Source organism: Lysinibacillus sp. Bpr_S20 (genome assembly GCF_023337835.1).
Taxonomy (GTDB): domain Bacteria; phylum Bacillota; class Bacilli; order Bacillales_A; family Planococcaceae; genus Lysinibacillus.
The window spans coordinates 465426-480288 of sequence record NZ_JALNLQ010000004.1; the positions used below are offsets into that span (position 1 = coordinate 465426).

Below are 14863 nucleotides of genomic sequence, written 5' to 3' on the forward strand. Positions count from 1 at the left end.
GTAGAGACAATTTAAGAGCTGTCCGAAGCAAAATGGGCAGCTCTTTATTGTAAATACATAATTGTCTGTGTGAAAGCGAAGAATTTTTTCTATAAATTAAAAAGATCAGCTACTCCTAATAGAGTAAACTGATCTTTTATAACAATTACGCTTTTTTAGCAAGGCGAGACTTTTTACGAGCCGCCGCGTTTTTGTGGATAAGTCCTTTTGAAGCTGCTTTATCTAAAGATTTGTAAGCTGCTTGTAAAAGTTCTTGAGTGTTTTCAGCTTTAGCAGCAACAGCGTTTTCAGCTTTTTTCACTGTAGTACGCATTGCAGATTTAGCTTTAGTGTTAGCAGCGTTAGCTTTTTCGTTAACTTTTACGCGTTTAATCGCAGATTTAATGTTTGGCATATGTTTCACCTCCTAAAATAGGTACGAGATGATATCTTCTCATTGATTTCTTGTGTCAATACAACAAAAATCATTTTAACAAACGCTTGGACAAATTGCAATAGATAAATGCAAAGAATATTTACTTGACAGTTTGAACAAACTACAGTTGAGGTGAACTGTATGCAAAATTTTAATTGGCAACGTACGGATTTGATTGATGAGTCTGAAGAAGTTGTTTTACATCAAACGAAAGAACAAAAAGATACGCTTAAAGAGTCGAGTGGTATCCAAATTGAAGATCAGAGTGCTGGTCGGGTAAAAATTACTGATGTACTCGTTAATGCAGAAGGTGAGAAACAAATTGGAAAGAAGAAAGGGCAGTATATTACTCTTTCTGTGCCTACGTTGACGCTAGAAGATCAGGATGGATTTGAGCAACTTGAGAAAGAATTGCTTGTGAATTTTAAAAAAATGCATGAATCCATGTCATGGAAAGAAGATGACAAAATTTTAATAATTGGTTTAGGGAATCGTACAATTACACCCGATGCTGTAGGACCTTATCTTATTGATCATTTGCATAGTTTAGATGTAATTGATGAAAAATTCGTCATGTATGCGCCTGGTGTAACGGGGCAAACAGGATATGAAACTGGTGAATTTGTAGCGGCGGTGGCAGAGCGTCTTAAGCCAAAATTAATAGTGGTTGTAGACGCACTTGCAACAAGAGCTAGTGATCGTTTATGTAAAACAATTCAATTAACGGATACAGGAATACACCCTGGTTCAGGCGTAGGAAATCAGCGTAAGGAAATTTCATATGAGATGCTAGGCATCCCTGTTACGGCGATTGGTATCCCAACAGTAGTTGATGCACCTGTGTTAATTGCGGATGCAGTAGAGATAATGCTACGCTCTATAGCTGCACGTGTGGCAGAACGGAGTAAACCTTCATCAAAATTATCATTGTCGTCTTGGCAACCAGATATCAATAAAGAACTAGATATGTCTTTAGTACAGCCGATTTTTGGTGAATGGGCTACATGGTCTAAAGAAGAGCGTCAGCAATTATTTGCAGAGACTTTTGCAGGCTCACATACACAGCTAATGGTCACGCCAAAGGAAGCCGATTATTGGGTAGATAAATATGCAAAACTCGTGTCATCTATGCTTATGAAATGGGCAAATAATCTATAATTTTTTTCGTTCTAAAAGACACATCCCCTCCATACGATAAGGGGAGGAGGGTGTGACTTTGCTAAAAAAACTACAGTGGTCATTTGGTTTATTATTGTTCTTTTTCGTATTACCTGTCATTGCTGGGCAACTTCCGTTCAACAAGCAAGCATCGACTCCGATTAAAGATCCAGAGGATAAACAAGTCGTGTATGCCGCTACTAATCAAAGTGCCCTGGAAAAGACAAAAGAGGAAACTAAAGAGGAACCTGAAGAAACTAAAGAGCAACCTGAAGAACCTAAAGAGCAAACAAAAGATCCATTTAAAGTATTGTTGTTATTTACGCATTCACAGGAATCATATCAACCAATGGTGAAAGCTGTTAGCGGGAAAGCGGCATTTTATGATGAAAAAACAAATATTTATAATTTAAAAGATACTATTTCAAAGCATTTTAGCATGAATGGTATACAAACGGATATTTTAGGTGTTGATGTTATGAAGGAACTAAAACTTAAGGGGAAAAATTTCGCGGATTCATACAACTTTGTACGTCCTTATTTAGCAAAACGTTTACAAGAGCAATCCTACGATTTAGTGATTGATTTTCATCGAGATTCTGCCAAAAAAGCTGCGACAACGTTAACTCATAATAATGAATCGTATGCACGGATTGCGATTGTCATTGGCGCAGAGCATAAAAATTATAGATGGAATACTGCTTACGCAGAAAGTCTATCAGCGTCTATGAATGAAATTGTACCGAAAATTTCCAGAGGAGTTATATCAAAAAGTGGTGACAATGTGGATGGACGTTATAATCAAGATTTAACAAAAGAAATGATCTTAATTGAAATAGGTGGAATCGACAATGCAGAAGCAGAATTGAATCGTACAATAGCAGTAATAGGAAAAGCTATTGCAAAATCCTTCATAACTGGAAAACAAGAATAGTATATTATAATTGGCGAAAAGCTAGACTTTTATAGTCTTCTTTTTGCCAATTTTTTTGTTGAATGAAGCATATTAGCGGCAATATCACGTCTCGGGGGAGAGCCTTCGTGGAGCAACCTCGTTGCACTGCGCTTTCACACAAAAACCATTTGTTTGCCCAAAGTTCCTGGGAAAGCGACGGAAATCATTATTAGCCAAAAATACCAGGAATTATTTTAGAAAAAATAGTTTGTAAGCCTTTAAATTATTCATTTCTTGTCTTATAATTTTCGAGTCAGCACATAAAGATTTGACTATGAGTTGTGAAAGTTTTTTGCGGCATATGCAATAGGCGGTTTACGCTTTTAGAGCATCTACCATTTTGGAGATGTTTTTTTAATGGGTAAAATATAGAAAATATTAACCTTTATTTGAAAAGGATAAACATACATATGAGTAGTTAAGATGATAACGGGCGTTTTGAATAGGAAAGAATACGGATTTTTCCTCCATTTCGCTAATATAATTCCATTTTAACTGATATCTGGCCTCGGGTAACTCGACTCCCTCGGGAAAGAGTAGCCCTTTAAGCAGAAATCAGACTCGAATGAATTCGAATGTTAAAAATGGTTAATCAACACACCTGCTATGAAAAAATGTTAAAAGATATTATTTTATGTAAACTTTTATATATACTCATTCGTCATTTATATAAGTGAATGCACCGAATCATTAGATAAAGGGGACGATTTTTTAACTTTATACTGAACTTTACACTATAGAAAATGTCGAAAAGGTTTGTGGATTATTATCTGAAGAAGAGGAAGTAATATTATGTCAGGCAAGGCGGTCAATCATCGTTATATCCCTGGGCTAGATGGGATACGAGCTTTAGCAGTATTAGCTGTGATAGCTTATCATTTTAACTTCAAATGGGCCAGTGGTGGGTTCTTAGGAGTGGATATCTTTTTTGTTTTATCGGGTTATTTAATAACCTCAACTGTTTTACCTTTAAAAGGAAATCAGTTGACAGTAGGTTTAAGAGAATTTTGGATTGGGCGATTTCGACGTCTACTACCTGCTGCGTACGTAATGATTATTACTTCATTCGCTTGGGCTACCTTATTTCATAAGGAACTTCTTAATACATTGCGCGGAGATGCAATATCCTCTATTTTTTATTCAAGTAATTGGTGGTTCATTTTTCATAAACTCTCTTATTTTGATAGTTTTGGATCCCCATCACCAATAAAAAATTTATGGTCTTTAGCTATTGAGGAACAATTTTATCTAATCTGGCCAATTCTGTTAATGCTAGGGCTTTACCTTGTTAAAAAACAGAGTAAATTAGCCATTTTTATCTTTATCGGCGCATTATGCTCTGCTGTGTTAATGGGCATAATGTATGAGCCTGGAGCGGATCCAAGTCGTGTATATTATGGGACAGATACGCGTTCATTTGAATTACTGATAGGCTGCTGGTTAGCGCTCGTTTGGCCGATGAAAAGACTATCTTCACAAAAACTATCTACGGACCATGTCAAAAAACTAAATGTTATAAGTTTGTTTGCTTTTAGTATTTTCCTTTTAAGTATTGTTGTTGTAGACGAATATCAAACTTTCTTATATAGAGGAGGCATGTTCCTATTTTGTTTAAATGCCGCTATATTAATAGCGTGTGTTTGTCATCCAATTAGCATTTTAGGAAAAGTACTCTCTTTGAAGCCCCTACGTTGGATTGGTTCAAGATCGTATGGGATTTATCTATGGCATTATCCGATTATGGTGTTGGGTACGCCAGTCCACGAAATAGGTAATCCTGCGTACTGGCGAGTTGCTTTACAACTAGTGCTTATTTTGATTATCGCGGAGATTTCATATCGTTTTATCGAAATGCCAATACGTAAGGAAGGATTCCGCGCCTATTATCGACAATATCTTGTGTTTAATAAAAATAAATGGCGCAGCCTTTCGTTTACTAGAAAAACTACTACAGTGCTTGTTCCGCTATTCCTATTAGTGTTTTTTACTGGCATGACAGGCGTTGTAGGAGAAGAACAAACGGCATCAAAAGAATCTAAGCCAACAGAAATTAAAATAAATGGTGCGGAAGCTGCTAAACATGATTCCGTAGCGGAAAAAGAAGCCACAAAAAGCGATTCATCGAATGTTCAGAATGAAGAAGGTAAAACTAGACCTCAATCGGACACAGAAGAACCAATGCAGGGAGAAAATGAAGCAACTTCTAATACTAAAAATGAATCTTATACTGGAATATTAGCCATAGGAGATTCTTTAATGATAGATATTGCCACAAGCTTACACAATATTTATCCTGCGATTACAATTGATGCAAAAATTGGCCGCCAAGTTTCGGAGGCTGTCAAATTAGCACCAAATTACGCTAGTTTTAATCAGCCAAATAAAGCAGTTATTATTCAACTTGGCACAAATGGTTTCTTTACGAATGACCAGATTGATACATTGCTAGAAGCTTTTTCTAATGCCGATATTTACTTAGTGAATACTCGGGTACCGCGTTCTTGGGAAGGTAAAGTGAATTACTCATTACAACAAAAAGCCCAAGAGCATGATAATATTACATTGATTGATTGGCATTCGGCTGCAATTAATCATCCAGAGTTTTTTGCTCCGGATGGTGTCCATTTAGTACAAAAAGGTGTTAATACGTTAACAAGCCTTATCCAACAATCAATAAATAGATAATTGGAATGAAATATCCAGCATGCACATAGGTGTAGCTGGATATTTTTTGTAGGGAAATCTCAAGCATTTTGCAGAGGAAATGATGGCACGTTCTTTCATTTTTTCTAGTGAATAATCAGAATGTTCGGGCGGTCCAGAGGAGTTAAGGAGAATACTAATTGTGTGAGGTTTTTAAATAAGAAATAATACATTTGACTGCCCTCAATTCATTCTAGTTTTGGTTGCTCAATCAAAAGATGGAATGTTCGGAATAGTTTGACATAACTATTTATCTTTGATAATATGAAAGCGCATACATCGCTTACATAGAAATTGGAGGGAGTAAATCAAATGGTGAAAACTCTGTACAAGCTAGATTTAAGCAAATCAATGGAAGAACAGGCGCATCCTGGTCACAATCGGTGGCATCCAGACATACCAGCAGCATTTTCAGTAGATCCAGGCACTTCTTTTAGAATGGAATGTAAAGACTGGACAGATGGACAAATTAAAAATGATGATAGTCCAAATGATGTTCGAGATGTGAATCTTGCACGTGTTCATGTGTTGAGTGGACCGGTCTATGTGAACGGCGTTGAACCAGGAGATTTACTTGTCGTAGATATTTTAGATATTGGTACTTTTCAAGATTCAGCGTGGGGCTTTAACGGCATTTTCGCTAAGGAAAATGGGGGAAGTTTCTTAGTTGACGAATTTCCAGAAGCAGCTAAATCAATCTGGGATTTTGAAGGCATTTATACGACTTCGAGACATGTACCTGGTGTGAAGTTTGCCGGGATTATCCATCCAGGCTTAATAGGCGTTGCTCCCTCTATGGAACTTTTGCAAAAGTGGAATGAACGAGAAAAAGAACTCATCAATACCAACCCAGACCGGGTTCCAACGTTGGCCAATGCACCGACTCCGGAGAGGGCAGTGCTCGGTACATTAAAAGGTGCTGAGTTTGATCGAGTAGCTAAGGAAGGAGCTCGAACTGTACCACCAAGAGAAAATGGCGGGAACTGTGATATTAAAAATCTATCTAAAGGGACGAAAATCTTCTTCCCAGTATTTGTGGAGGGAGCGAAGTTATCGGTAGGAGATCTTCATTTTTCACAAGGGGATGGAGAAATCACATTTTGTGGTGGTATCGAGATGGCAGGATGGATTGATCTAAAAGTGGATGTCATTAAAGGTGGCATGGAAACCTATAAAATTTACGAAAATCCTGTATTCCAACCGGGCCCAGTTGATCCAAATTATAATGATTTCCTCGTTTTCCAAGGGATCTCAGTAGATAATAAGGATGGGAAACAACATTATTTAGATGCTACTCTTGCGTTTCGTCGGGCATGCTTGAATGCTATTGAGTATTTAAAAACGCTGGGTTATACAGGTGAACAAGCCTATATGCTGCTAAGTACAGCACCAGTTGAAAGTCGTATCAATGGCATAGTCGATGTTCCAAATGCTTGTTGTACCATTGCAATCCCTACAAAAATATTCGATAAAAATATTATGCCAAAATGATAGGATAAGGAGGTTTATACTTGCCTAGTTACACATTTCGTTGCAATGATTGTGGAGATTTTACGTTATTTTTTAAATCAATGGCAGGGAATAAAGACAAATCAACTTGTCCTATTTGCCAATTAGAGTCAAATCGGGTCTATTTTGCACCGAATGTGTATTCACTTTCAAGAGCACTTAGTTCGCAAATTGAAAAGGGAATGGAACCGCAAATTATGAGTCGAGAACAATTAGGGGCCAATAGGCCAAGAAAAAAGACGAGCGCAAATCGTCCGTGGCAATTCGGATAAGCATATCTTTTGCTTCGACAGAAGACTCCCACTTCACGTTAGCTAAGTGGCGAGTAGTTCAATTCAACATATTTTTATCATCTCTAAACAACAAAAAGCTGATTGCCCGTTGTAAAATGGCCAATCAGCTTTTTGTGTCGTCTTGAAGTGCATGATCAAAGCGTCAAGCGGTTTAACAGCTGGCCTGGACATTATATATTGTCTGATTTAGAAGGAAATCATTCCCTTTTGTCGAATTATAGTAGATGGGAAAAGGAGAGGTTTTATGCAGAGTGAACAGCTTAAACAAAGAATATTAAGAGAGCCATCTAAATTTAATATATTTTTGAAAGAACTAATAAGCGAGAATAGATTTGAGGATGGTGAAGCGTTAGAAATAGCATTGCTTCTCATAAAAAATGGCTCTGAAAGTCTATCGGATAAACAATGGCATGTCTTTTTAGAGAATGGTATTTTACGTGACAAATATGTAGATAAATGAGAAAGATGTTCTGAACATATTCCTTGGACAAATATGTACAGTGCTATATTTATCAATAAAGATTACCTTTGTTCTAACTGTAGTTATTTAGAAAATAAAGTTACCTTCCACAATTATCTATGAAGGGTTATCTAATGTACCTAGTAATGCACTGTGCCAAGCAGTGCTTTTTTTATAATGGATCAATAAAAAAGATTGAAGCGGTTAGCCTCAATCTTTCTAACTCACACATTTCTGTGCACGCGCTCGCCATATTCTATTAGCCCATTAAGCCCCAAATCCATGCATTTATATACCTTATCTTGCAAAATCTAAAAACCATATAAAACACTTATAAGTATTGATGTAATGGGCTTTCGAGTCTAGTTGTTGTTGTACTTTGCATATCTTTCATAGTATAATTCATTATAGTTTAATTAGGAGTGGAAAAGATGAACCGAGAAGCACGTTTGAAAAGACAAGAGAATATACGAAATTTCTCTATTATTGCACATATTGACCACGGGAAATCAACGCTTGCTGACCGTATTTTAGAGCAAACGAAATCATTAACATCTCGTGAAATGAAAGCACAGCTCCTTGACTCAATGGATTTAGAGCGTGAGCGAGGCATTACGATTAAGTTAAATGCAGTCCAATTAAAATATGAGGCGAAAGATGGCGAAGTGTATACATTCCATTTAATCGACACACCTGGACACGTCGATTTCACATACGAAGTATCACGTAGTTTAGCTGCATGTGAAGGCGCAATTTTAGTTGTGGACGCGGCACAAGGTATCGAAGCGCAAACATTAGCAAATGTCTATTTAGCGCTTGATAATGACCTAGAAATTTTACCAGTGATCAATAAAATCGATTTACCAGCAGCAGATCCAGAACGCGTACGTCAAGAAGTAGAAGACGTAATTGGGTTAGATGCATCTGAAGCGGTACTAGCTTCTGCTAAGGCTGGCATCGGAATTGAAGAGATTTTAGAGCAAATTGTAGAAAAAGTACCTGCACCAACTGGTGATCCAGATGCACCATTACAAGCCCTTATTTTTGACTCTATTTATGATGCTTATAAAGGCGTTATTATTTCCATTCGAATCATGAATGGTACTGTAAAACCTGGCGATAAAATCCGAATGATGGCTACTGGCGCAGAATTTGAAGTTATCGAAGTAGGGATACACACACCAAAAGTTGTACCTCAGACTGAACTAACAGTAGGTGACGTAGGCTATTTAACAGCATCCATTAAAAATGTAGGTGATACTCGTGTGGGGGATACAGTTACATTTGCTAACCGCCCTGCAGCTGAGCCATTAGCAGGTTATCGCCGTTTAAATCCAATGGTATACTGTGGTCTATACCCAATCGATACAGCAAAATATAATGACTTACGTGAAGCGTTAGAAAAACTAGAGCTCAATGACTCTGCATTACAATATGAACCAGAGACATCACAAGCACTTGGCTTCGGTTTCCGTTGTGGCTTCTTAGGGCTACTACATATGGAAATTATTCAAGAGCGTATCGAGCGCGAATTTAACATCGATTTAATTACAACAGCACCATCTGTAATTTACAATGTTCAAATGACAGATGGATCTACGGTTAAAGTTGACAATCCGTCATTTATGCCGGATCCTCAAAAAATTGATCGAGTGGAAGAACCATATGTAAAAGCTACAATTATGGTACCAAACGATTATGTTGGAGCGGTTATGGAGCTTTGTCAATTAAAACGTGGTAATTTCATGACGATGGATTATATCGATACAACGCGTGTCAGCATTGTTTATGAAATGCCGTTATCAGAAATCGTTTATGATTTCTTTGATTATTTAAAGTCAAATACGAAGGGCTATGCATCATTTGACTATGAACTCATTGGTTATCAGACTTCGAAACTAGTGAAGATGGATATCTTATTAAATGGTGAGCAAGTCGATGCACTAAGCTTTATCGTGCACCGTGATTTTGCTTACGAACGAGGTAAAGTCATCGTTGAAAAATTAAAAGAATTAATCCCACGTCAACAATTTGAAGTGCCAATTCAAGCGGCAGTTGGTCAAAAAATTGTGGCACGCTCAACTATTAAAGCTATGCGTAAAAACGTATTAGCGAAATGTTACGGTGGGGATATTTCTCGTAAACGAAAACTTCTTGATAAACAAAAAGAAGGTAAAAAACGTATGAAACAAGTAGGTTCAGTCGAAGTTCCACAAGAGGCGTTCATGGCTGTTCTGAAGATGGATGATTCGAAGTAACGTAGTAATGGTAAGAGTTTATAACGTATTTAGATAATTGATAAAAGGGTTAAATGGTGGGGCTCTCCACCAATTACCCACCTTAAATAATACGTTAGCTAAGGTGATTTTGAAGTTTTGAAACTTATCATTGCACAGCGTAAATAAAAACAGAGCCTAGGAACTCAATTAATTTGAGTCCTGGGCTTTTTTGTGTTTCCGTTAAAATGTCTTAAATCGATCGTTTATAAGCATTTACTGTCGAAGTATATTGATAGTCCAATCAAGGTGTTTTGTCAGATGACCAGGCGCTCAATTGAAAGTGAGTACCTGGGCTAAGAGAGTGCGGAATAATGAAAGACTAAGCACCAATGTTAAGGTAAATTGCGCTTACATTATTATACAGTCAATGGTAGAATATAGATTGTCGGAAAATAATACTAAGATATTTTGTTTTCAAAATAAAACTTTAGGGGGAAATAATGAAAAAATTATTGATTGTGTTGCTAGCAGCATTTGTATTTGTGGTAGTAAATCCAACGAAATCAGAAGCAAAAGTGATGTATGATGGAGCAGAAGTTGTAAAAGGGCAAACAGGGAAAATGACCTTTAAAAAAGATATCAAGGTGTACAAGAAAAATCCAAATGGCACATTTGATTCGTTAATGGTTAAGCGAAATAAATTCTTTAGAACGTATGATATCGAAAAATATGATGGCAAAATATTTTACCAGATGGGGGAATACCGCGTGCAAGCAACGGATTTGGTAGTTTTCAAAGAAGTACCAATAAAAATTCGTTCATCTTTCTATAACAATCCAACTTATATTTTTATTAATCGCGATAGTACTACTGAAGATTACGGATGGAACTTCAGAAAAAAAGACAGCTGGTATATTTCTTTCGTGGAAAGAAAAACTGAACAAATGTTAGCTCATTGCGATAGCATTAATGATGGTACTTATGATCCTTGTTATTATTATTCTGGTACAGATCTTAAGATCGCTGAAACAATATTGAGAGAAAGCGATGTACGTTATGAGTTAATAAATGATTCTGCTGGGAAACCATATCCATTAAAAGAATCAAAAACTGAAAAAATTGTGAAAAAGGGAACCATTGTTTTTTCCATGGGTACCGAAACTAATGGTTATCTGCAAGTGCATAATGGCTTAAAAGGACACGACATAGAATATACTTGGCTACCAGTGAATTCACTAAAGCTTGTTAAAAATAAGTAATAGATTAGAAATTATATTATGCCCTCTTATTTATTTGATAAGGGGGCTATTTTATATGGTTGGTTGACATGCGGTTCGGATGTTTATCGATGCCTTAGGCTTAGCTAAATAAAATATAAAAAGACCAGTACCTGTTGGGGTCTAATTTTCCCCCACCATTTGCAGAAAATAAAGCCCGTTACAAGCATAATATCCATGAATAAAATTAAATAAAAAAAGCCGATAAACAATTATATATCAAAGGTTTAACGGCTAAATTCGGCTTTTCGATGTTTCTAGATTCATGTACATGTACTAGGTAAATCATGATTATTCGAGTCATTCCACTTGTGAAAAATTTAAAGTGTGCTCCCTCTTAAAAGTTTCTATAAATTTAATAGCACTTTTTGAAAGGTAACGGTCTTTCAACCAGATAACGGCTGAATCTGATTGAATACTAAGTTCTTCAAGCTCCAATATTTTCAGACCATTCATAGGGAATGAATGTAAAACAGACCTTGGAAGTAAGGAAGCACCGACACCTTCTCTAACTAGGGACATAATCATAGCAGCATCAGAACATTGACAGACAATATTTGGTTCATAGTGATATTTTCGACAAGCTTCTATAACCAGTTCGTATTGACCAACACCCTTAAAACGTTGTAGCAACATTAGTGGCATACTTGAAAGTTCATCTAGTTTTATTGTATTTTCATAATTCCACGTCTCAGGGATAACGGCTACAAAATGGTCCGGAGGTAATGGTAGTGCGGATAAATCATCTGCTTCTGATGCTAAAGGTAACCGGACTACAGCAACCTCAATATGCCTATTTCTTAAATCTTGTAATAATCGATAGGTATCCCCTTCGTATAAACGAAATGTAACGTTTGAATATTTTTCTCTGAAAAAACGAATGCGTTCAGGTAGGTAAGAAAAGCATGTTTTTACAGATCCAATTGATAGGGTACCCTTAAGACCTTCTCCTACTTCTTTTACTTCCATAATTATTTCATCAATCTGACTTAAAAGATTGGTGGCTCTCTTATACAAAACTTTTCCTGCTGCTGTTAGTTCTATATTCTTGCCATTTCGTACTACCAAAAGAGTACTAAGTTCTTGCTCCAGCGCTTTTAGCTGTTGACTAAGAGGGGGTTGGGCCATATGTAACTTTTTTGCTGCTCTAGTGATTTGGCCTTCTTCAACAATAGTGGCAAAGTATCGCAATTGTCTTATATCCATGAAATTCCTCCTTAAAATGCATATTTATTTTATATACGTTTCAAACATTTTAAATATTTTAAATATTTTAAACTTAATGATACATTAATCTTGAAAGCGATTCCATAAAAAGGTATAGAAGGAGAAGATAAAATGTCTAGAATTCGAAAAGCTAAAGAAATTATAAAAGGTTCGATTGCACCAGTTATTACACCATTCAAGCAAGATGAAAGTTTAGATTTACAGACATTTAAAAGTTTAATTAACTGGCAAATCGAAAGCGGGAGTCATGGTATTTCGGTAACCGGGACTTCTGGGGAACCTAGTTCTCTAACGATCGAAGAGAGAGAGCTTGTGATGGACACAGCTAGTAAAACAATTAACGGACGAGTTCCATTTGTACCTGCGACGGGATCAGTTAATCATAATGAAACGCTTCGGCTAACAAAGGCTGCTCAAGAAATGGGAGCAGATGCTGCGATGGTCATTGTTCCATATTATAACAAACCTTCCCAACAAGCATTATATAAACACTTTAAAGCCATTGCCAATGCTGTGGATATTCCAATTATTATATATAACATTCCTGGAAGAACAGGGGTGAATATGGAAGTAACGACAATGGCTCGACTTGTTGAAGATTGCCCGAACATTATTGGGGCTAAAGAGTCAAATAAAGATTTTGAACATGTCAATCGAGTGCTATTAAATTGTGGTAGAGATTTTAGTCTATTCTCGGGAATTGAACTTCTTTGCTACCCAATGTTAACAATCGGTGGAAAAGGTTCTATAAGCGCCACAGCAAATGTTGCACCAGCGAAAGTAGCAGAAATGCACAATGCTTGGGAGGAAGGCGACGCTGAAAAAGCTTTAAATCTTCATTATGAATTAATGACATTAAATGATGTGTTATTCAAAGAAACTAACCCTGGACCAGTAAAAGCTGCGCTGGGCATGATGGGTAAAATTGAGCCAGTTTTACGTAAGCCAATGGATTTACCATCTGAGGCACTGCAAAACGAAATTCGTGATGTTTTAAATCAATATGGTATTTTATCAAATGCGATTGCGACTAAATAATAATATGAAATCTAAAAAATTCTCTTACTCCTTGTTACAGGAGTAAGAGAAGAATGAGGAGTGTACTAACATGCAAGTTCAAGTAACTGATACTCAAAAAAAACATGAACACATGCAAGTAGAAAATGTAAAACTCTATATTAATGGACAGTTTGTCGACAGTGAGTCAGGTGCTTCTTTTGACAATAAAAATCCATTTACTAATAAAATAAACAACTATATTGCTGAGGGACGTGAAGCGGATATAAATCAAGCAGTTCTTTCAGCAAAAGAAGCGTTTGAGAATGGCCCGTGGGGCAAGATGAAATTGAAAGAAAGAATGAAATATATTAATAGAATTGCAGACATCATCGATGAGGAAATTGAAGAAATTGCGTTCTTAGAATCATTAGATACAGGTCTGCCAATTAGTCAAACAAGAAATCAAACCGCACGTGCTGCAGAAAATTTCCGTTTTTACGCACGAATGGTCGAGACAAAATTGCATGGCGAATCTTACCCAATGGATGATGAATTCATTAATTATACAGTTTATAAACCTTTAGGAGTTATAGGGTTAATTACGCCATGGAATGCCCCATTCATGTTAGAGACTTGGAAAGTAGCGCCTGCTTTAGCAACTGGCAATACGGTTGTTCTAAAACCAGCTGAACTTTCACCATTGACTGCAAATAAATTAGCTGAAATTATTCATAAAGCTCAAGTTCCGGAGGGAGTCTTTAATGTCGTTCATGGCTTTGGAGAAACAGCAGGGGCTGCTCTTGTTGCGCACCCAGATGTGAAAGCGATTTCATTTACAGGTGAAACAACTACAGGTTCCACTATTATTAAAAACTCTGCGGATACTTTAAAGAAAACATCGATGGAGCTTGGTGGGAAATCACCTTTAATTGTATTTGATGATGCAGATCTTGATCGAGCTTTGGATGCAGCAATATGGGGGATTTTCTCTTTTAATGGAGAACGTTGCACATCCAATTCTCGAGTATTTTTGCATAAAAAAATTAAAGATCAATTTGTTGAAAAATTAAAAGCACGTGTAGCTAACATTAAAATTGGTGACCCGATGGATTCTTCAACTCAGCTTGGTCCGCTAATTGAAAAAGGTCACTACAACAAAGTAACAAAATATATAGAAATCGCTAAACAAGAAGGTTGTGAAGTAGTCCAGGGAGTGGTTCCGGAGAAGGTAAAGGCAGGTAATTTTGTACCACCGACACTTTTATTAAATGCAAAAAATGACATGAGAGTGTGTCAGGAAGAAATCTTTGGTCCCGTTATGGCCGTAATCGAATTTGAAACAGATGAAGAAGTACTTCATATGGCAAATGACGTATCTTACGGACTAGCTGGTTTTGTATGGACAAAAGATTTAAAACGAGCACATCGTATGGCGGATGCCATTGAAGCAGGTATGCTTTGGATTAACGCTCAAAACGTACGAGATCTTCGAATTCCATTTGGCGGTATGAAAGATAGTGGCATTGGAAGAGAGGGTGGTCATTACGCCATGTTTGAATTTTATACAGAACCAAAGGTAGTCCATGTTGCTATAGGTGACCATCATATTCCGCAATTTGGGAAGTAAAAACTATTTTACGAGGGGGAA

General features: G+C 36.8%; 12 protein-coding genes. 10 read left to right on the top strand and 2 right to left on the bottom strand.

Annotation, left to right across the window (positions count from 1 at the left end):
- Positions 1-145: 145 nt before the first annotated feature.
- The gene (rpsT, locus tag MWJ95_RS13245) at positions 146-394 is read right to left on the bottom strand and encodes a 30S ribosomal protein S20 (RefSeq protein WP_079562884.1); all 249 of its coding nucleotides are present in this window, start codon (positions 392-394) and stop codon (positions 146-148) included.
- Between the two features lie 162 nt (positions 395-556).
- Here rpsT and gpr point away from each other — a divergent pair, with 162 nt between their 5' ends.
- From gpr to MWJ95_RS13285, 8 genes are all read left to right on the top strand, one after another.
- On the top strand, positions 557-1573 hold the full coding sequence (gpr, locus tag MWJ95_RS13250; protein ID WP_249072640.1) for a GPR endopeptidase: 1017 nt from the start codon (positions 557-559) through the stop codon (positions 1571-1573).
- Between the two features lie 52 nt (positions 1574-1625).
- Entirely contained in the window at positions 1626-2507 is an 882-nt protein-coding gene (gene spoIIP / locus MWJ95_RS13255) for a stage II sporulation protein P (RefSeq protein ID WP_249105969.1), read from the top strand.
- 813 nt (positions 2508-3320) lie between these two features.
- Positions 3321-5213, top strand: coding sequence for an acyltransferase family protein (locus MWJ95_RS13260; RefSeq protein ID WP_249105972.1), 1893 nt, complete (start codon positions 3321-3323; stop codon positions 5211-5213).
- Between the two features lie 330 nt (positions 5214-5543).
- Positions 5544-6722: a formamidase gene (gene fmdA / locus MWJ95_RS13265; protein ID WP_249072637.1), complete on the top strand. Its 1179-nt coding sequence runs from the start codon at positions 5544-5546 to the stop codon at positions 6720-6722.
- A 20-nt stretch (positions 6723-6742) separates the two neighbouring features.
- Positions 6743-7012, top strand: coding sequence for an FmdB family zinc ribbon protein (locus MWJ95_RS13270; protein ID WP_249072636.1), 270 nt, complete (start codon positions 6743-6745; stop codon positions 7010-7012).
- A gap of 265 nt (positions 7013-7277) precedes the next feature.
- A complete protein-coding gene (locus MWJ95_RS13275; RefSeq protein ID WP_249105973.1) occupies positions 7278-7493 on the top strand; it encodes a hypothetical protein in 216 nt (71 codons plus the stop codon).
- Between the two features lie 431 nt (positions 7494-7924).
- Positions 7925-9751, top strand: coding sequence for a translation elongation factor 4 (gene lepA, locus MWJ95_RS13280; RefSeq protein ID WP_249072634.1), 1827 nt, complete (start codon positions 7925-7927; stop codon positions 9749-9751).
- A 461-nt stretch (positions 9752-10212) separates the two neighbouring features.
- Positions 10213-10971 (top strand): hypothetical protein, encoded by a 759-nt coding sequence (locus MWJ95_RS13285; RefSeq protein WP_249105975.1) that lies wholly within the window; start codon positions 10213-10215, stop codon positions 10969-10971.
- A 318-nt stretch (positions 10972-11289) separates the two neighbouring features.
- Here the strand turns inward: MWJ95_RS13285 and MWJ95_RS13290 are convergent, their stop codons facing one another.
- On the bottom strand, positions 11290-12195 hold the full coding sequence (locus MWJ95_RS13290) for a LysR family transcriptional regulator (RefSeq protein ID WP_249072632.1): 906 nt from the start codon (positions 12193-12195) through the stop codon (positions 11290-11292).
- 132 nt (positions 12196-12327) lie between these two features.
- Between MWJ95_RS13290 and hpaI the strand changes: the two genes are divergently transcribed.
- Together hpaI and hpaE are read left to right on the top strand one after the other, a co-directional pair.
- Complete coding sequence (gene hpaI, locus MWJ95_RS13295; RefSeq protein ID WP_249072631.1) at positions 12328-13254, top strand: 2,4-dihydroxyhept-2-ene-1,7-dioic acid aldolase; 927 nt, start codon at positions 12328-12330, stop codon at positions 13252-13254.
- 70 nt (positions 13255-13324) lie between these two features.
- Positions 13325-14842 (top strand): 5-carboxymethyl-2-hydroxymuconate semialdehyde dehydrogenase, encoded by a 1518-nt coding sequence (gene hpaE, locus MWJ95_RS13300; protein ID WP_249105977.1) that lies wholly within the window; start codon positions 13325-13327, stop codon positions 14840-14842.
- Positions 14843-14863: the final 21 nt, after the last annotated feature.